Origin of the sequence: Paenibacillus sp. SAFN-117, from assembly GCF_051966115.1 — a bacterium.
Taxonomy (GTDB): domain Bacteria; phylum Bacillota; class Bacilli; order Paenibacillales; family NBRC-103111; genus Paenibacillus_L; species Paenibacillus_L residui.
The window spans coordinates 408,955-427,754 of record NZ_JBQCLK010000001.1 but is presented as its reverse complement, the minus strand read 5'-3'; the positions used below and the strand labels follow the sequence as shown (position 1 = coordinate 427,754).

At 49.4% G+C, this 18,800-nt stretch carries 15 protein-coding genes; 11 read left to right on the top strand and 4 right to left on the bottom strand.

The genetic code is table 11. The annotated features are described in order from the left end of the window. Nucleotides 1-196 precede the first annotated feature (196 nt). Nucleotides 197-997: a DUF421 domain-containing protein gene (locus ACTHRH_RS01790; protein ID WP_440413784.1), complete on the top strand. Its 801-nt coding sequence runs from the start codon at nt 197-199 to the stop codon at nt 995-997. A gap of 78 nt (nt 998-1,075) precedes the next feature. On the opposite strand, the gene spoVB is transcribed toward ACTHRH_RS01790, so the two are convergent. Next, the gene (spoVB, locus tag ACTHRH_RS01785) at nt 1,076-2,638 is read right to left on the bottom strand and encodes a stage V sporulation protein B (protein WP_440413782.1); all 1,563 of its coding nucleotides are present in this window, start codon (nt 2,636-2,638) and stop codon (nt 1,076-1,078) included. Nucleotides 2,639-2,957: 319 nt separating this feature from the next. Between spoVB and ACTHRH_RS01780 the strand changes: the two genes are divergently transcribed. From ACTHRH_RS01780 to ACTHRH_RS01755, 6 genes are all read left to right on the top strand, one after another. After that, nucleotides 2,958-3,215: a post-transcriptional regulator gene (locus tag ACTHRH_RS01780; RefSeq protein WP_379290108.1), complete on the top strand. Its 258-nt coding sequence runs from the start codon at nt 2,958-2,960 to the stop codon at nt 3,213-3,215. Between the two features lie 113 nt (nt 3,216-3,328). Beyond that, entirely contained in the window at nt 3,329-4,561 is a 1,233-nt protein-coding gene (secD, locus tag ACTHRH_RS01775; protein ID WP_440413779.1) for a protein translocase subunit SecD, read from the top strand. Next, on the top strand, nt 4,551-5,459 hold the full coding sequence (secF, locus tag ACTHRH_RS01770; protein ID WP_440413777.1) for a protein translocase subunit SecF: 909 nt from the start codon (nt 4,551-4,553) through the stop codon (nt 5,457-5,459). Before secD ends, secF begins: the two co-directional genes overlap by 11 nt. 82 nt (nt 5,460-5,541) lie before the next feature. Further along, nucleotides 5,542-6,477 carry a cation diffusion facilitator family transporter gene (locus ACTHRH_RS01765; protein WP_440413775.1) on the top strand — a complete coding sequence of 312 codons (936 nt, stop codon included), beginning with the start codon at nt 5,542-5,544 and terminating at the stop codon, nt 6,475-6,477. Nucleotides 6,478-6,494: 17 nt separating this feature from the next. Then, on the top strand, nt 6,495-8,921 hold the full coding sequence (recJ, locus tag ACTHRH_RS01760; RefSeq protein WP_440413773.1) for a single-stranded-DNA-specific exonuclease RecJ: 2,427 nt from the start codon (nt 6,495-6,497) through the stop codon (nt 8,919-8,921). A gap of 12 nt (nt 8,922-8,933) precedes the next feature. After that, nucleotides 8,934-9,446 carry an adenine phosphoribosyltransferase gene (locus ACTHRH_RS01755; RefSeq protein WP_144936031.1) on the top strand — a complete coding sequence of 171 codons (513 nt, stop codon included), beginning with the start codon at nt 8,934-8,936 and terminating at the stop codon, nt 9,444-9,446. 114 nt (nt 9,447-9,560) lie between these two features. Here ACTHRH_RS01755 and ACTHRH_RS01750 read toward each other — a convergent pair whose 3' ends face one another. Beyond that, nucleotides 9,561-10,481, bottom strand: a complete 921-nt coding sequence (locus tag ACTHRH_RS01750) for a c-type cytochrome (protein ID WP_144936035.1) — start codon at nt 10,479-10,481, stop codon at nt 9,561-9,563. Nucleotides 10,482-10,737: 256 nt separating this feature from the next. Between ACTHRH_RS01750 and ACTHRH_RS01745 the strand changes: the two genes are divergently transcribed. The 4 genes from ACTHRH_RS01745 (at nt 10,738) to ACTHRH_RS01730 (ending at nt 16,386) form a co-directional block, all read left to right on the top strand. Further along, a complete protein-coding gene (locus ACTHRH_RS01745) occupies nt 10,738-11,427 on the top strand; it encodes a response regulator (protein ID WP_144936038.1) in 690 nt (229 codons plus the stop codon). Next, nucleotides 11,427-12,797, top strand: coding sequence for a sensor histidine kinase (locus ACTHRH_RS01740; RefSeq protein WP_440413853.1), 1,371 nt, complete (start codon nt 11,427-11,429; stop codon nt 12,795-12,797). The genes ACTHRH_RS01745 and ACTHRH_RS01740 overlap by 1 nt, the downstream gene beginning before the upstream one ends. A 95-nt stretch (nt 12,798-12,892) precedes the next feature. Continuing rightward, entirely contained in the window at nt 12,893-13,582 is a 690-nt protein-coding gene (locus ACTHRH_RS01735) for an ABC transporter ATP-binding protein (RefSeq protein ID WP_440413770.1), read from the top strand. Next, a complete protein-coding gene (locus tag ACTHRH_RS01730) occupies nt 13,579-16,386 on the top strand; it encodes an ABC transporter permease (RefSeq protein WP_440413768.1) in 2,808 nt (935 codons plus the stop codon). Before ACTHRH_RS01735 ends, ACTHRH_RS01730 begins: the two co-directional genes overlap by 4 nt. 135 nt (nt 16,387-16,521) lie before the next feature. Here the strand turns inward: ACTHRH_RS01730 and uraA are convergent, their stop codons facing one another. Together uraA and ACTHRH_RS01720 are read right to left on the bottom strand one after the other, a co-directional pair. Then, nucleotides 16,522-17,790 carry a uracil permease gene (gene uraA / locus ACTHRH_RS01725; protein ID WP_144936106.1) on the bottom strand — a complete coding sequence of 423 codons (1,269 nt, stop codon included), beginning with the start codon at nt 17,788-17,790 and terminating at the stop codon, nt 16,522-16,524. Nucleotides 17,791-18,037: 247 nt separating this feature from the next. Next, nucleotides 18,038-18,697, bottom strand: a complete 660-nt coding sequence (locus ACTHRH_RS01720) for a ThuA domain-containing protein (RefSeq protein WP_379290088.1) — start codon at nt 18,695-18,697, stop codon at nt 18,038-18,040. Nucleotides 18,698-18,800: the final 103 nt, after the last annotated feature.

The following is an 18,800-nucleotide window of genomic DNA, read 5'->3' as shown; positions in this document are numbered from 1 at the left end:
CGGCGTAATTAAAGGAAGATTTGAAATAGTTCAATCCTAGCGATCAGTAATCCCTTCCGGGACAAGGCCGATGGCGAATTGCCAGCAATTAGACAAGGATTTATTGCATGAGAGCAGCAGGTAAGGGTCAGAATACCCATTGAACCTTTTCGTTCTGTCGAGCAACAGTGCAAGCAGAGAACAGGAGGATGTTACAATGGACGTTCTGATTCTTTCCATTCGAACCATTGCAATGTACGTGATCGTATATGTTGTACTTAGAATAATGGGAAAGAGGGAGATCGGCAAGCTGTCCGTTTTCGATCTCGTTATTTCCATTATGATCGCCGAGATAGCCATATTTGTCATTGAAGATGAGGACAAGCCCTTTTGGGAGGGGCTTTTGCCCATTATGATTTTGCTTGTCATTCAGGTTGGACTTGCATATATCATGCTGCGCAATCAAAAAATCAGAAGATTTTTGGACGGCAAGCCTAGTTATTTGATCGAAAACGGTAAATTGAATCGTGAGGAAATGAAGAAACAGCGCTACAACCTCGATGATTTGATTCTCCAGCTGAGGGAAAATAAAATAACCAATATATCCGATGTCGAATTTGCCATTCTGGAAACAACGGGAACTTTGACTGTAGTGGAGAAGCAGAATAATGAGGGGCAATCGCCACAAGGGCAATCTTCGCCTATTCAGCAAGGAAGCCAGGAGGCTCCAAACCCGGCTGCTAATAAACAAACTCAAGAAGGCGAAGGAAAGAACAATAAGAAAGGTAATCAAGCCTCTAATGCGGCAACCAAGCCGTCAAATGAGAAGATTCGTTACGAAGGATTGCCTCTTCCCCTTATTATGGACGGAAAGGTGCAGGATAAAAATCTGGATAAGATCGGAAAAACCCGTTTCTGGCTAAAAAATGAGCTTCAAACTAATGGAGTTAACGATTTTAAAGAAGTATTCTTCTGTTCCATTGACCATAAGGGAAAATTATATGTGGATAAAAAATAAACAGGCGCCCGTTTAGGGGCGCCTTGTTCGTCATGTTATGAAAGGGACGGGGTTTCGTTGGGCATTATCGTTACAGAGTTACAGCTTTTTGCCGATCCAGGGAACCCTCCTCAAATCACTGCGGTCTACTATCTTAAGCATGGCAATACAGACGAGATAGATAGTGAATCCCAGCAGACAGGCATAGATAAATCTCGGAAAGGGCTGCTGTATCCAATTGGAGTTCATCACCGCATAGCAGCCTAAGCCGGTAATACCCATCGCTACAACCACTTTAAAAAAGTCGGCCGCGTTCATCGAAAATTTCAGCATTCTGGATACGCTTGACCAGTTTAACCAAGCTACCACAATCGTGTGGATATTGATGGCCATAATAGCTCCGAGTATGCCGAAATTAGGTTTTGAAGCCAGCCAATAAATCAGAAATAGCTTGATAATTGCGCCGATCAACGTGTTTCTAAGAGCAATCCCGGGTCGATTCAGAGCCTGCAGGGTTGCCTCAAGCGGCCCTTTTAAATACATAATCAGCGCAACGGGGGCCAGCATTTTCAACATGACGCCGATATCGCTTTGATCGTACAAGTAATAAGTTATAGGATCAGCCAGCACATACATAATGACGGCAAAAGGGGCTCCTGAAACCAGCGCAAGCCGCAGCGATTGGTGAAGCCTTTTATGAATCGTGCGCATGTCCTTGCGTGCGGCAGCCTCAGATAAAGATGGAATGAGCGAGACCGAAAGGGAATAAGTCAGGGCGCTCGGAAGCATTAGAATCGGCAGGATCATGCCCTGCAGAGCCCCGTATTGTGAAGTGGCCACGGCGGTGGCCACTCCTGCAACCGCCAAGCTTTGGATGATCAGAATGGATTCCAGGAAGTAGGAGGAAGAGCCGACAAGCCGGCTTCCGGTTACCGGAACGGAAATATGAAAAATCTTTTTTAAAGTATCCAGCCTGCCCCCGTTTCCGGAACCGATTTTGGCGGATTGGTAAACATTGTACTTTTTACGTGTAACGCTATATTGGTACAATAGAATGGCAAGTCCGGAAATTTCTCCGATCAGGACGCCGAACATGGCTCCCGCCGCGGCAAACTCTATTCCATAAGGAAGCATCACATAGGAACAGAGGAGCATCGTAACAATGCGGACGAGCGTTTCGAAAGTCTGGGAAACCGCTGTAGGAATCATGTTCTGCCTTCCTTGGAAATAACCGCGGTAAACCGACGAGATACCGACGATCGGAATAATCGGACTCATGCATAAGAAAGTATAATATACACGTGAATCGGTAAATAAATAAGTGGTTATCCAGCGCGAGGAGATGACGATAAGCAGCGTAAAAAGCAAACTCAGGCTGATGATGACGGCCAGTGATATATGGAGAACCTGCCGGGCTCTCCTTTCATTGCCCTGAGATTCCGCCTCGGCGACCAGCTTGGCAATGGCAAGAGGGATTCCGCCCGTCGTAATGGTCAACACGACACTGAGGAAGGGCCACCCCATCTGATAAAGGCCAACCCCCTCCGCGCCAATAACACGCGGCAATGTAATCCGGGGCAGGAAACCGAGAAGCCGATTGATAATGCCGGCAGCCAGCAGAATCATTGCCCCTTGAATAAACGATTGCTTATACTTTCCCAAATTATGTCCCCTCTTCCCGTTAACCCGCAGGTTGTCTTAAATAATGGATATGCAGAGGGTGGCCAAGCTCATGCTTAAATCGAAGCAGAAAAATAATAACCTTGGCAGGATTAAGCCGTTGGACGCAGAATATTCTAGAGGATCGCCGATTGTAAGATCAATTAGGGGGCGGCCGAAGGGCTGAAGAAGTAGAGTTTCTCCATTATTCAGCGTTATACTTTTAGAAGATTTAGGACTATTGAGATAATCTGCGGATAATAGTCTGGTATCACCTGATTTTGGCAGGGTCAGCTACAACTCCTTGGGGAGGGGAAGGCCGATGGATCACGAACGACCATTTACGACGGAAGAACTGGAGGAAGTGATACTGCATTTATGCCGCATGAAAGCGGAGGAATTTGCGGTCATAGGATACGAGCAGGTTAGCGAGCGGGAGATAAGGAATTATTTTAACGACAAATACCGTCACAAGGGGCATCCTCCTCTTCATCAACTGGTTAATGACATCTTGTCACTTAGTGTTCCCCAATTTATGAACTGGATGACAATGCAGGCTTTCAAGGGCGCCCCGTTCTAGGAACGGGTTTTTTTTCGGTTAGAAGGAGGCTTTTGCTTTTTATAGCAAATTGACTCGTTTTTTTATGGTTAGTATAATAGCAATATTGAGTATGGAAGGGAGACTTTCAGTATATGGATGGCAAGAGAATGGCCGCATTTGTTTTGCTCGTCGTCATTACACTTGGTGCGATCACCTGGACGAGCCCGCAATTGCTGAGCAAAGTTAGACTGGGCCTCGATCTGAGGGGCGGATTTGAAATCTTGTACGTTGCCACTCCGGTTCATGGAGAAGGAGAGGTAACTCAAGATGCATTAAGAGAAACAGCCAGAAGTTTGGAGAAGAGGGTCAACGCTCAAGGAATTGCCGAGCCGGAGATTACTCCCGAGGGGAAAGACCGGATTCGCGTAAGAATTGCCGGAGTTACCGATGAGGCAAAAGTCCGGGAGATGCTTAAGAAGCCGGCCGTTCTGACTTTCCGTGGGCCAGACGGCAATATAGAACTGGACGGGACCGATTTCAAACCGGGTAAAGCCAGGGTGGAATATGAGAACGGAACGATGCCGATAGTCTCTATTGAATTAAAAAACGCCGAGAAGTTCGCTAAAGTAACCGAGAAATTAATCGGTCAAAGTCTGGGCATTTACTTGGATGATCAGATGATCTCCAATCCCAAGGTAAATTATGTTATCAACAGCGACAAGGCGACCATTACCGGTCAATTTACGTACGATGAAGCCAAAAGTTTGGCGGATACAATTAACCTAGGCGCTCTGCCGTTGAATTTGACAGAGAAATATACTCAGAGCGTGGGTGCCACCCTCGGCCAGCTTTCGCTTGAGAAAACGGTCAAGGCCGGTCTGATCGCTTTTGTTCTTATTATTTTGTTCATGATTATCTTCTACCGGGTGCCGGGCATTATTGCTTCGGTTACATTGATTACTTTCAGTTGGCTGCTGCTGCTGGTGTTTGTCTTGATGAACGCCACATTAACGCTTCCGGGAATCGCAGCTTTCGTTCTCGGAGTAGGGATGGCCGTGGATGCCAACATCATTACGTATGAACGGATCAAGGAAGAGCTGAGAAGCGGCAAGAGCGTCCTGTCTTCTCTGCGCGCAGGTTCGAAAAATTCGTTCCGGACGATTATGGATGCGAATATTACTACCATATTGGCCGGTGCTGTGCTGTATTTTATCGGAACTGGAGCCATCCAAGGGTTTGCACTGACACTGATTTTCAGCATTGTAATCAGTATTATTACGAACGTATTCTTCTCGCGTTTGCTGCTGCACCTGCTGATCCGCTCTAATGCCGTTAAGAAACCGGGATATTTCGGCGTAAAGGAGGCGGAAATCCGTGCATTATAATATCCATTTCGATTTCGTCAAGCATCGGAAGAAGTTTTTTGCTTTCTCGATTATAGTAACGATCATCGGTATTGTGGCTCTCCTTGTATTTGGCTTGAATCGAGGAGTCGACTTTAAAGCGGGGACCACTCTTGATATTACAAGCCCCCAGCCGATGGAGAAGGAGCAGGTTATACAAATATTCAAGGAGGCCGGATATGATATAAGTCCTACGGTAGGCGGGACGACGGCTTCGGCCCGTTTTGATAAAGTGCTGACTCAGCAAGAGGTGGAACAAATCATGGCAGGATTCCACGCTGTCTATGGGGACGGAGTCAGCAAGGAAGAAAACACCGTCGATGTAGAGCTGGCTAACGAGCTCGCGCTCAAAGCCGTTTATGCCGTACTGATTGCGAGCTTGGGGATTATTATTTATGTCGCTTTTCGTTTCGAGTGGAGGTTCGGCATTGCCGCGATCGTTTCTTTGCTGCACGACGCTTTCTTCGTAATCACCCTGTTTTCCATCTTCCGTTGGGAAATTAATCTACCGTTTGTTGCGGCAATTTTGACCATTATTGGTTATTCCATTAATGATACGATTGTTATCTTTGACCGGATTCGTGAGAATCTGAGGTTTGCCAAGATCAAATCCTTCAGTGATCTGTCCGAATTGGTCAACCGCAGTATTTGGCAGACGATGACCAGATCCATCAATACGGTAGTAACTGTACTGATCGCAGCCGTGCTTTTGTTTGTCTTGGGAAGCGAGTCGATCCGTTACTTCTCCTTAGCCATCGTTCTAGGTTTGGCAGTCGGGGCTTATTCCTCGATTTTCATAGCAAGTCCTCTATGGCTGCTGTTAAAAACGAAGTGGCCAGGAACAACTAAAAAAGTAGCTGCCGCCAAGAACGAAGTTTAAGTAACAGGACTTTGCTTTAAATGCCGCGAGACTTGTCCCGCGGCATTTGTCTTCAATACTTTTTCCCAAGAGAGGTGCAAATATGTCTCATCATCCGTATGTCAAGGCAGAACTGGCTGCTTTCATCCGTATTGCCGGAAACCTGCTGCTCGCTTTGGCCAAGGGCATCGTCGGGTGGTTAGCCAACAGCTCGGCTTTAATAGCCGATGCCTTACACACCGCTTCTTATGGGATCCGAAATTTGGCTGCTCCCGTGCGTCTGCAGGAGGACCGTCCGCGAGGGGGCAGCAAGCGGAGGAAAGCAAGCCGTGCATGGATAGTCGGGGCCGCGGCCATACTGCTTGTTGCCGGAATAGAGCTTGGGTGGAGTACCGTAAGCAAACTCCAACAAGACAGCTATTTACCTGTCCAATGGTTTGCGCTGCCGATGGTTATGCTGTCCATAATTTTGAAAGGGATTGCGGGCCGGTCGAGAAACGGCGGTGAACGTAAAGAGCTGCGATCCATGCAGAGTAATAAATGGGATCATAAATTATCGTATGCGGGCTCACTGATGGCTCTGATCGGCTCGACAGGAGCCTGGGGCAGCGGATGGCTGCAGCTTCCGCTGATTGGTATATTGGACCCGTTAGCGGCCATCGCAATCACGCTCCTCGTGCTCCGATCCGGTTATCGGATGCTGTACGATGCCAGGCCTGCCGCCGGAGACCAAGCTTTGGAACAGGAAGATGTGGAGGAGCTTATTCGCACGGCCCAACGGGTCAAAGGGGTTATAGCAGTAGATGATTTAAAGGCTTATGAGCAAGGCCATTTTGTTCTGGTCGAGCTGCAGGTGAGCGTTAACCCGCAGATTTCAGTGTCGGAAGGCAATGACATTGCCAGATTGGTCAAGCATCATCTGATGAAGCGGTTTATGCATATTGCCGATGTGTTGGTTAATGTACAGCCGTATGACGGGGGATACCCTTATCGGAATGCCATGGAACATGATCTGGAGAACAGAACGCTGCTTCATTAGGAAAGGGGGAGGATAGGATGCTTGCTTCCAGAGCGAGATGGAAAATTAAGGAAGTTGACAATACAACGGTTGCACGGCTCATTGAGCAGCTAAATCTGTCCCCGCTGCTGGCGAAGCTGCTTGTTGCCCGGGGAATGTCTGACGTGGAAGAGGTTCGAAGATTTTTGCAGGCGGATGCGGACCAGATCTATGATCCGTATTTGATGGACGGAATGCGGGAAGCTGTGGAGAGAATCCGCCGCGCTTTGGACCGCAAGGAATGGATTCGTATTTATGGAGATTATGACGCCGACGGAGTCAGCAGCACTTCTCTGATGGTACAATTAATGAGACAGTTGGGGGCCGGCTTTGACTATTATATCCCCCATCGGATTCATGAAGGTTATGGCTTGAACAAGAATGCCCTGGATCAAGCCAAGGAAAGCGGAGTCGGGTTGATAATAACGGTGGATACCGGGATCAGCGCCTGGCCGGAGGTGGAGTATGCGGCTTCTCTTGGAATAGATGTGATCGTTACCGATCACCATGAACCGCCAGAGAAGCTTCCTCCTGCTTATTCGGTCATTAATCCGAAGAAACCGGGCTGCCCTTATCCCTATAAGCAATTGGCCGGGGTAGGGGTGGCGTTCAAGCTGGCTCATGCCCTGTTGGGCCGTTTGCCTCAGGAGCTGTTGGAGATGGCGGCCTTGGGCACGGTGGCCGATCTGATGCCTCTAACTGATGAGAACCGCGTCCTGGTGAAGCTGGGCATAGAATCTATGCGATCTACGACAAATCCGGGGTTGTCGGCGTTGATGGATGCGGCCGGTGTTGACAAAAAGGAGCTGTCAGCCGGCCATATCGCTTTCTCGTTGGCCCCCAGAATCAATGCCAGCGGAAGACTCGAAAGCGCCGACGATGCGGTGCGGTTACTGACGACGAATGACCGGGAAGAAGCTGACCGCCTGGCTTTCGAGTTGGATCAATTAAACAAGGAACGGCAAAGAATAGTGGAGGAGATGACGGCAGAGGCATTGGCCATGCTGGAGAACACTCCCGACTTGGCCGGACATAAAGTGTTGGTGGTCTGGAAGGAGAACTGGAATGCCGGGGTAATCGGTATTGTTGCTTCCAAGCTGCTGGAGAAATACTATCGTCCCACCATCGTACTGGGCATCGACCCCGAAACCGGCTTGGCCAAAGGCTCAGCTCGTTCCATAACCGGATTCGACCTATATAAGGCGTTAAGCTCCTGCTCGGAATTGTTTGAGCATTACGGAGGACACCAAGCGGCAGCGGGAATGACCATCGCGAGTGAACGTATTCCTGAGCTTAAGCTCAGGCTGGAGGCATACGCAGCAGACTGTCTGACCGAACAGGATCTGATTCCGGAGATTCAGGTCGATTTCCACTGCGGCCTGGAGGATGCGACGTTAGAAGGTATCACGCAGTTGGAAAGGATGGCCCCTTTCGGAATGGGCAATCCATCCCCACGGATAGTCATTAATGAATTGGAACTGCAGGATTGCAAGAAAATAGGGCGAGAGAAACAGCATTTGAAGCTGACTCTGGTACAGGAACAAAGGCAAGTGCCGGCCATCGAAGCGGTCGGTTTCGGCAAAGGCTCTTTAGCCGAAAGAATCGCCCCCTCTGCATTGATAGATATATTGGGGGAGTTGTCTGTCAACGAATGGAACGGTATCCGCAAACCCCAAATCATCATTCACGACTTACGGGTACCTGAGCCACAAGTATTTGATTGGAGAGGAATACGCAGCACAGATTCCCGATGGGCGGAATTGTTTGCGGAAGGGGCTGCGGAACCCGATCTCGGTTCTTGCCAACGGAAAAAGGCTGTTGTTATATTTGGTGAGGAAGAGCTTGCCGGACTCCCCCCGGAATGGAAATCCGGAAGCAGCATTTGGTGCTTTAAAGACACGGGTCAATGGACAGATATACATAATGATCTGAAGCATTCGTATTCTGAAATTACGGACTTGATTCTTTATTCTATGCCTCCGGGGCAGAACCAGCTGGAGCTGGCGCTGCGCGAAGCCGCAGGGGTACAGAGGATATACAGCGTATTTCAGGAACCGTCTCCCGGAAGGAGAACGATACCGGGAAGGGAGCAGTTTAAGCAGGTGTATGCAGTGCTAATGCAGCGTGCACAGTCACCGGTCGAAGAAAATGTTTTGGTGGATTATATTAGCAGAAGGTCTGGGTTGCCGCGAAGTACAATACAGTTTATTATGAAAGTATTTGAGGAATTGAGCTTTGTCGAACGCGACGGAACCGGATATCGGTGCGTAGCTTCTCCGGCCAAGAGAGAACTGTCATCCTCCAGGCTCTACAGCAATTTTATAGACCGGCAGCGGGTTGAGGAAATGCTGATGTATTCCTCCGCGAAGGAACTGAGCCGTTGGATTATTTCACGATTGCCGCAACAAAAATCAAATAATAGATAACGGAGGAACAATATGGATTTCAAGCAGCATATTCGGGTGATTCCCGATTTCCCTCAGCCGGGCATTCGCTTCAAGGATATTACAACGTTGCTCAAGAACGGGCCGGCTTACAAAGAGGCGATTGATGCACTGAAAGAAAAGGTTAGCCGCTACGAGATAGATTATGTAGCCGGCCCTGAGGCGAGAGGTTTTGTTATAGGTGCGCCGTTGGCCTATGCTTTGGGGGTTGGTTTTGTGCCTATCCGCAAGAGCGGCAAACTGCCTGGAGACTGTATTGAAGCCAGTTATGCGCTGGAATATGGCAAAGACAAGCTGGCTATGCATCGGGATGCCATACAGCCCGGCAGCAAGGTATTGATTGCTGACGATTTGCTGGCTACCGGCGGAACGTTATCTACAACCATTGATTTAATTCAGCAACTGGGTGGAGAAATCGTGGCAGGGGCCTTCCTAATCGAGCTTACGTATTTGAATGGAAGAGAGAAGCTTGGAGATCTGGAAGTCATCTCTCTTGTCCAATATTAGTTTTCCCGGGAAACCGCAACGGACAATTAACTTCGAAGAAGATAGTTTTTCCAGCACACCAAAAAGGCTGATCCTATTCAGTGAGAATAGAATCAGCCTTAAAGTGATGCCAAGCTAGTTCAATACTTGCTCCCAATCGATCGTTCCGTTGCGTATCTGTTCGCGAAGCTCTTTATTGATAATATCGTTGGGGCGACCGCCGTTAGGCCAATCGGTATCGTGACCTTTCCACTCTGGACGATCCATGGATAAAATAAATGCCGCCAAGTTGGATACCTCCTGATCGGACAGCGTTCCTCCCTGGCCTTTGGGCATCGTGTTCATAATATAGCCGGCCAGCTTCGTCATTCTCGATAATCCGGCGCCGTCATTGAACGAATTGTCTCCCCACAGAGCGGGTCCCGTACTGGAGCCTGTTCCCGAACCATCGGCACCGTGACAAGCGAGACAGGATTGCTTGTATAGCTTCTCCCCGTCCTCGAGATTAGGAATAGGAAGATTATCGGTCGAGTTCTGCATCCTCCAGGGCAGGTCCGCTCCAACCGGTATGCCTTCGGAGATGTAGGTCAAATACGCCATCATGGCACGCATTTCTTTACTGTCATAAGGAAGCTCCTTGCCGTTCATGCTTCGCACCATACAGCCGTTAATCCGGTCCTCCAGTGTAAAGACAACCCCTTCCCGCGGCCTGTACTGCGGAAATGCGGTGGTTACCCCGACAAACGGCGAGCTGTTAATGTCAAGACCTCCGCCGGCATGGCAGCTGATGCAGGATAACTTGTTGCCGACGTAATCGGGAAGCATCGTATCCGTTTCGCTAATCAACTGATGTCCATACTTAATGGCTTCTCCAACCGGTCCGTCCGGCACATCGTCGAGGCTGGGCGGGTTAAACGCGATTTCACGGGCCGAAGGCTCCGCATAGCGGGGGGCCGCTTCCTTCTGCGGAATGTTCATCTGCTCGGTAATTTTGTATCCTACCAGAAAAGCTCCTAACAGGAAAAAACCAATTATAATTGCTACATTTGTTTTCATCCTTCTCTCCCCTTTATCCTGTTGTATAGTACTCTTACTATAATGGAACGCTGTTGTTTGAACTGTGAGAAAAATCACATTGTGTGCTGAAATGGGAACATGATTCTTCCATTTTCATGAATTTTTCAATATTTGCCAGTGCCCGGTAACCTGATCATCAGAAATGGTATAATAGTATTAACGAGAATAGTTATGACAGACTGCGTCTTAGAGATTGAAAATGGTATTGTTGACGGGGATGAGGGGATAAAACGAGATGAACATATTGTGGGTCGAAGATGAAGTTAAAATGATCGAAAGAGTTGTTCCTTTCTTGAACCAGGAGGGGTGCCGGGTCACCCATGCGATAAGTGCAGAGGCGGCATTAGAACTGCTTCGCAAACAATTGTATGACCTGCTCTTGATCGACTGGATGCTGCCGGGACTATCCGGAACGGATTTGTGCAGGGAAGTTCAACGAGAACGCAAAGTTCCGGTTATTATGCTGACGGCCAAAACGGATGAGTGGGATAAAGTGATTGCGCTTGAGATCGGGGCCGATGATTATATCACCAAGCCGTTTGGAATGAGAGAACTGCTGGCCAGGATCAAAGCGGTTCTGCGGAGAACCGGCTCTGCCGGCGTTGCGGAAGACAAGGTATTGCGGAGCGGATCACTGACGATCGATCCTCTTCGGCATGAAGTGAAGAAGAATGACAAATTAATCTCGCTGACACCTACCGAATTTGAACTCCTGGTCACTTTAGCCGAACAGCCCGGCCGGGTTTTCAGCCGTCTGCAATTGATCGATCAAACGTTGGGTGAGGTATACTATGGTTACGAACGGACTATTGATTCTCACATCCGCAATCTTCGCCGTAAAATTGAAGATGATCCTGCCCAACCGCAATATATAGTTACCGTTTATGGGGTCGGCTACAAGTTTGGCGGAGGAGCTTGCCCGTGATGCCGCAGAGGAATATAAATAGAAAAAGTTTCGTACTACGAAATAGAGGCTCCCTTCTGACAGCGATGATCCTGGCGGCGTTCTGCTCTTTGACCCTGTACGCAGTGACCGCCTGGATTCAGATCAATACGGATGATCTATATAAACGGCAGCAAACGATTCAAACAAGCACTTACCTAAGTTCTCTATACGAACTGTATGGAAACTGGGAGCAGGTGATAGCAAAGCTGGAAACAGCACGACAGGAGAAACTGCCAACTCCTTTGAATGAAACAACTGGGAATCTACAGATATGGTCTGCTGATAACGAATTAGTTTGGCCTGTCGAGTCATCGAATTCGGACAGTATTTTGAACGAACGACAAATTTTACTGTTAGACCGGGAAGTGATCGGTTATTATCAAATATCTTTTCCGGCTGAAATCGCCGGGAGTCCTCATCTAGTCTATATTCCCCTTATTTTCGGCCTGTTGATTTTCGTGGTCAGCTACCTGATGCTGCGAAAAAAAGATGAGGCCCAAGCTCAATTACTCCACCGTCTATCCGATCAATTGACACCGTTGGCTCAAACGCACCCGGAACACGTGACAAGCCAGACCCGTAATTCCGGGAAAATCACAATGCAAATGATAGATGCTGAGATCGCCAAAATCTCGCAGCGGCTGTATCGTCTGGAGACGATCCGCAAATCGATGGTCGCGGATATTGCCCATGAATTGCGAACACCTTTATCTGTGATGCGAACGCAATTAGACCATAGTTTAACCCAGCAAATCCCTCTGGATATGACGCAGGCAGCTTTGCTGCAGGATGAAATCTATCGCATGAGCAAGCTGCTGTCCGACCTGCAACAGCTGGCTCTGGCGGAATCCGGCCATCTGCCGCTTTATCCGACCTGGTTTTCGCTGCGAAATATAATTCATGAGCTTATCGAATTATTCGCCATTGACGCAGAAGAAACAGGCGGGATCAAGATTGGCCTGCAGGGGGAAGGCAGCTTTCGCATCTATGCCGATGAAACTCGCTTCAGACAAATTTTGATCAATTTGATCGGCAATGCATTAAGGTATGCGCGTACTTCGGTACTGATCCGAGTATCCTTCGATGCATCGATGTGTACGATTGCTGTAACAGACGATGGGATGGGCATGGAGGAGGAAGAACTCCCGCACGTATTTGAACGCTTTTATCGGGGAACGATGAAACGCCGTGAAGCGTCGAACGGGTCGTCAACCGGGCTTGGACTAGGGCTTCCGATCGTTAAGCAGCTTGTCGAGCTGCATAAAGGAACCATTACCGTCACGAGCAAATGGAATATCGGAACGACTTTTCGAATCCAAATTCCTATCTTCCATGACCCTGAAGCATGAGACAGCGATCTGCACAACATCTTCATATTTCCTCCATCACTCTTTCATAATGGTTTGTTACATTATGACTTACATTGCAATAAAGAGGTGTGAAGATGATTCAAGCAAACCGACTCACAAAAACATTCGGCTCCGGCGGTTCGATGGTACGAGCCCTTAAAGAAGTGGATCTATCGATCGCCAGAGGGGAAATGATCAGCATTGTCGGACCGTCCGGCTGCGGTAAAACGACCCTGCTCCATGTCCTCTCCGGGATAGAGCTTCCGACAGAAGGAACCGTCCTTATCGACGGATTTGATCTGTATGGAGCAGCAGAAAAAGTGCGCTCCGCTTTCCGTCTGAACAAGACCGGATTTGTGTTTCAATCCTTTCACTTAATTCCGGTATTGAACGCTCTGGAGAATGTGGCGCTCCCGCTGATCGGACAAGGAGTGCCGACAAAGAAAGCGAACGAAAAAGCAAAAATCGCCCTTACTCAAGTCGGTCTCGGCGACAAGTTAAACGCTCGCCCAACCGAATTGTCAGGAGGGCAGAACCAGCGAACCGCGATTGCCCGCGCCATTGTGTCCGACCCGGTCGTCCTCTGGGCCGATGAGCCGACCGGCGCGCTCGACAGCCAGACCTCCGAACAAATTGTCGGGCTGCTGCGGCACATTAACGAAACGATGGGTACCACAATCGTCATGGTCACCCATGATAAAAGCATCGCTGCCCAATCGGACCGGACGATCCGGATGGAAAACGGACGCATCATCGACCACGGGGAAGCGGGGGCGGAACGATGAGAAGCATGCTGACTCCTTCCCTCGTGTGGCGTATGGCGTGGCGGAACCTGTGGACCCAGCCCCGCCAAACGCTGCTGACCGTGCTGGGCGGCTGCATCGGAGCTGCATTGATCATGGCAGCCGTTGTCTTTTTTCAATCGTTTGATGAAAGTGGAAACCGCTGGCTGAAACAGCATTATGGTCCGATTGATTGGGAATTGAAGCCTCCGGCAGGAACCCGACATTTCACGCAAGAGGAAGTGCAGGCGATCGCCGAACGGTTACAGCCATACAATGTACAGCTGCTGCCTGCTGCTATTTTTGAAACAAGCGTCAGCAAAGTCGACGGTCAGTTGCAGCCCGTGCAAACAGGTTTACGCTACTTGGCCATAGGAGTTGACTTTGCTCAAGCCGCTGAATTTGATCCCGATCATCCGCTTTGGGAGCTGTCTTTGTCTGCCGATCAAGTTATACTATCCGAAGCGATTGCGAAGCCACTCGGTCTCGTCGAGGGCGATACGGTGGCGATCCCTGATAAACGTGGAAACTCTAAGCTTTTTCAAGTGAAGAAAATCGTCAAAGAAGAAGGCATAACCGGTTATAGGGGCCTATTCGCTGCCGAAGGAACCCTCATTATGGGAATCCGCCAAGCCCGAAATTTAAGCGCAACTCCTGACGGAGCCTTCACCTCTATCCTGGCTGGCCGGGAAGATTATGCATTAGCAGAACAATCGGCCGTACGCTTTCCGACCCCGCTGCCGTTGTTCGATCTGCATGAGCAGAAAGTAGCGGATGAAAACCAGGTAAACAAAATGAAACAGCGGCATGGGGCTATTTTTATCATTTGCAGCCTAACCGCTATTTTGGCCGGAGCCTTGCTGATGATCCAAATTCTGCAAATGCTGGTTTATTCACGCAAGGAATCCTTAGCTCTGCTGCGTGCGCTCGGCTTTCAAAACAGACAAGTAAGAGCCATTTTTTTCATCGAAACGACATTAATCAACTTATTAAGTACGGGCGTAGGTATTGTGCTGGGAATACCGCTGGGCTTCGGCGTCATTCGTCTGTTTGAATGGTTTAATCAGGACCTGCTCTACGCCTATGGCGCAAACTCAATTCCTATTATGCCTTATGTATCTTTGGGCGGTATCGCCCTGTCTTGCGCTGCGGTTCTCGGGTTATTAACAGTTATCTCATTCGTCGCTTGTTACCGGATGGGCAAAATGAACATCGTGCTTGCTTTGCGGGGAGATCAAGATCCGGAGAAAACAGGCGGCGGACAGTGGATTCGCAAGGGGCTGCGGATCGTGCTGACGGTTTGTGCTGCGATTATAGTGTGCAGCCACTTTATTCAATTTTTCAGCGGGAAAAGTTTAGAGATCATGACAACCAATACAGGATTTGTACCGCACCGATCGTTGTCTGTCTTAGCGTTATGGTTTGGGGCTTCAGTATCGATGCTGTATTTGGTCGTTCAGGTTCTTCCCTATATCCAAAAAGGGCTAAAACCGCTTTTATCCCGGATCGGTATAGGAGATGCAGCTCAACTATTGGCGTTCCGTTATCCGGCAGGAAATTATCGGCGCACGTTCATTGTCACGCTGTTATTTAGCTGCTGTTTCATGGTCCTGGTACTCATCTTGATCGTCACCCAGCACAACTATCGGGATATCAGCCAGAAATCGTATTCGATTCTCGGTTATCCTGCCTATATCAAGTACTATAGCGAGCAGGAGAAGCAGCAGATCTTAGCTGGTTTACAGCAGGATCCCGAATTGGCAGAGGCCGCTCAAAATCCGCCGATGATGGAACCTTATATGCTTGGTTTCGAGCCGAACGATGTCTTTCTGGATTTACAGCAGTTGAATTTGACGGTGCCAAGCGAGGCCTTTCTCGCGCATGGGGCGCCCAAGCTGTCACAGCGCTCCCCGGCATTTGCTTCTGATGAAGAAGCCTGGGCGGCTGTGCTAAATAACCCCCAGGCCGTTATTCTGGATCATAAATACAGCTACGAGATGAGTACCGCCCTCTCAAGGAAGTTGAACGTGGGCGATCATCTGACGCTTAACGTGTACAATAAACCGGCAGAACCTAACACTCCTGATTTCGGAAAGCCTCGAAAAGTTGTCGATACGATCGACATCGACATTATTGGCTTCGCCGATACTTCTACGGGGATGGAATTTTATAATGTCATGTTTGTCCATCCGCAAATTTACGACCAATTGAAAGAGCATGGATATCGTTGGGAGTATTTAAAGGAATCAGGGTATGTTCTGTTGTCTTTGCCCTCTAACGATCTTCGCGATCTGCGCAAAATCGAACAGCGCCTCGCCGCACAAGGGATCAAAGGCTTCTATTCGCCTGGGATTTCCAAGGCCGGAGAAGACATGAATATGATCCAAATGCTGTGGATTTTCATCGGATTTATGACCCTGGTGACTTTGAATATCGGTTTAGCCGGATTAGCCATCCTTCAATATCGCGCAGTTCAGGAGCGAGCCAAAACCATGGCGATGATGCGCTGTATCGGGCTCAGCATCCGAGTGATTCGACAAATGCTGCTGCTGGAAGGAACAACGATCAGCTGGCTGGGTCTCTTGAATGGCTGCCTGTTCGGCTCCATTGGCGGTTATACGATCGTAAGATTGGCCGAATTGACTAAGCCGCCTACCTCGCCGGCCCTGTCATTTGATTATCCATGGGAGATCATCCTGCCCATTATCGGCACTTTAATGCTGATCGCGCTCCTGTTAAATCTGGCTCCTTCACGAAAAATCACACGCTTGTCTCCGGGGGATGCCATTCGTTCGGCGGGCGATTAACACGGTCACTGTACCGGGATGATCAAGTGATTCCGCGCCGGTTTTGGAGAAGAAGCCAACGAAAAAAGAAAAACGGACAGGAGCCGCGTGCCCCTGTCCGTTCATTTAATAATAGCTTTGCTTAGTTGATTTATATTACTTTTCCTGGTCGTTAGACAGCTTCAGAACTTCCAGCAAGCGGAGGAACAAGCTTAGCAGTATGGCCACGATAGTAGCAAGCGCCATGCCCTTCAGCTCGAAATTCCCCCAGCGGAAGGCCGCTCCGCTGATTCCGATAACGAGAACGATTGTGGTCAGAATCAGATTGGCCGGCTTCGAATAATCGACCTTGGACTCGACCAGCATCCGGATACCCGATGCGCCGATAACTCCGAACAGCAGCAGGGAAATGCCGCCCATGACCGGTTCGGGGATGGTCATGATCAGTGTGGACAGCTTGCCCGAGAAGGACAGGATGATGGCGAATACCGCCGCACCGCCGATGACGAATACGGAATAGACGCGGGTCAGGGCGAGAACGCCGATATTTTCCCCATACGTCGTATTCGGGGTAGACCCCACAAAACCGGAAATGATGGTGGAAATGCCGTTGCCGAGCAGAGACCGGTCAAGTCCCGGATCCTTCGTCAAATCTTTGCCTACGATGTTGCCGGTAACAATCAAGTGACCGATGTGCTCGGCGATAACGACCAGCGATACGGGCAGGATAACCGCTATGCTGGCCCAATCCCACTTGGGGGTATAAAATGTAGGCGCAGCAATCAAGCTTGCCTCATGAACTTTAGCGAAATCGACAAGGCCTAGCCGGTAGGCTACGATATAGCCGACGACGATTCCGATCAGAATCGGAATAATCTTCAGGAAGCCGCGAAAGAGAACGTTGCCGAGCACGGCGACCAGCAGCGTCACCATTGAAGCGGTAACCACCTTGGGATCGATGCTCCATGCGGATGATGGAATATCCTCGGGCTTGATCAACCCGGCCATCCGGGCGGCTGTCGGAACAAGCTCCAGACCGATAACGGCCACAATCGCACCCATTGCGGCAGGGGGGAAGACCACATCGATCCAGCCGGTACCGACCTTGCGAATGAGAAGGGCGACAAGCGAGAAGATGACTCCGGTGATAATGAAGCCCCCCAGCGCCATTTCGTAAGACCCGTTGTTCAGAACTACGAATACAGGGGACAGGAAAGCAAAGCTGGAGCCCAGATAGGCTGGAATTTGTCCCTTGCAAATGAACAGATACAGCAGAGTGCCTATTCCGTTCATCAATAGAATGGTAGCCGGATCGACCTTGAACAGGATCGGCACGAGCACCGTAGAGCCGAACATAGCAAACAGATGCTGAAGGCTCAGGGGAATGCTTTTCAACAGAGGCGGACGCTCGTCCACCCGGATCATGTGCTGCTGCAAGAAACTTCCTCCTTGTTTATATAATCTTTTTCGTTTACTAAAAAAGCCCATCGACTATATTATCAGAAAGAAGTCGGAAAGACATCAGTTTTTTTACCACATTAGAAAGTTTAAGTTCATTAAAGCATTAAAATGGAACAACTTTCTAATTGGCATAAAAAGCTTCCTTTAAAACCGGGTTATTCGTCTTCGAAGAGGCTCCGTTAGGGGCTTTTTTTATCCGGTTAAATCCCGCTTATGTTTCTTGCTGGCCGGCCCACTTCATAGCATTGGCGATAAGGCGGCCCATCGTCGGATGAGCCCATGTCTCCGCAGTATGGCCGGGGGTCAGGACACAGACCTTGCCTTGTCCGTGGCGATGAGCCCAGGCGGCGGGAGCCGCTTCCCCTTCCTCTGAGATAAGCTCCGCCAAAATCAGGGGGTCTCCATCCATATCGATAAAATATTGCTCGTCATTTATCTCCCAATCACTGACTCCGGCCGTTACCGGATGGTTAGCGGATGGAGAGGATTTAACGAGCAGCTTGCGGGTGCCCGGCGGATGATGGGTAAACGTCCCCTTGACCAGCTTGCGGTACGTTCCCTCCTTCGGATATTGAGCCAGCCCGGAATGGATGGCAATCAAGCCTCCGCCTGCCGCAACGTAATCGGCAAGCTCCTGCTGGCGTCCTTCCGGACACCAGAGCTTGTCCGTCCGCACGCCGTTCTCCACGAGCAGGGCATCGCGGCCAATCACAATTCCGTCATAAGATTTGAGACGGTCCCACGGGAACTCCTCCGCCCGAGTCAAAATTTCCAAATCATATTCGATAGAACGGGATATAGCCTCGAGGCTGTGACGGGATCGTTCCGCAGGATGATAACGGTCTTCCAGAAGAGCCAACCATTTGACCATAAGACAACCTTCCTTCCTAAATATCATTTGAGAGCCCGTTGCTGCTACCTTGATTTCCGATCAAAGCGAGCAAAGGGATTTATTGCACATTTTATTACCGAAG

Excerpts from the sequence above, each read along its gene's own strand:
- ACTHRH_RS01790 (WP_440413784.1), top strand. The coding sequence starts at position 197 with ATGGACGTTCTGATTCTTTCCATTCGAACCATTGCAATGTACGTGATC.
- ACTHRH_RS01780 (WP_379290108.1), top strand. The coding sequence starts at position 2,958 with ATGGATCACGAACGACCATTTACGACGGAAGAACTGGAGGAAGTGATA.
- secD (WP_440413779.1), top strand. The coding sequence starts at position 3,329 with ATGGATGGCAAGAGAATGGCCGCATTTGTTTTGCTCGTCGTCATTACA.
- ACTHRH_RS01765 (WP_440413775.1), top strand. The coding sequence starts at position 5,542 with ATGTCTCATCATCCGTATGTCAAGGCAGAACTGGCTGCTTTCATCCGT.
- recJ (WP_440413773.1), top strand. The coding sequence starts at position 6,495 with ATGCTTGCTTCCAGAGCGAGATGGAAAATTAAGGAAGTTGACAATACA.
- ACTHRH_RS01755 (WP_144936031.1), top strand. The coding sequence starts at position 8,934 with ATGGATTTCAAGCAGCATATTCGGGTGATTCCCGATTTCCCTCAGCCG.
- ACTHRH_RS01750 (WP_144936035.1), bottom strand. The coding sequence starts at position 10,481 with ATGAAAACAAATGTAGCAATTATAATTGGTTTTTTCCTGTTAGGAGCT.
- ACTHRH_RS01745 (WP_144936038.1), top strand. The coding sequence starts at position 10,738 with ATGAACATATTGTGGGTCGAAGATGAAGTTAAAATGATCGAAAGAGTT.
- ACTHRH_RS01740 (WP_440413853.1), top strand. The coding sequence starts at position 11,427 with ATGCCGCAGAGGAATATAAATAGAAAAAGTTTCGTACTACGAAATAGA.
- ACTHRH_RS01735 (WP_440413770.1), top strand. The coding sequence starts at position 12,893 with ATGATTCAAGCAAACCGACTCACAAAAACATTCGGCTCCGGCGGTTCG.
- ACTHRH_RS01730 (WP_440413768.1), top strand. The coding sequence starts at position 13,579 with ATGAGAAGCATGCTGACTCCTTCCCTCGTGTGGCGTATGGCGTGGCGG.
- uraA (WP_144936106.1), bottom strand. The coding sequence starts at position 17,790 with ATGATCCGGGTGGACGAGCGTCCGCCTCTGTTGAAAAGCATTCCCCTG.
- ACTHRH_RS01720 (WP_379290088.1), bottom strand. The coding sequence starts at position 18,697 with ATGGTCAAATGGTTGGCTCTTCTGGAAGACCGTTATCATCCTGCGGAA.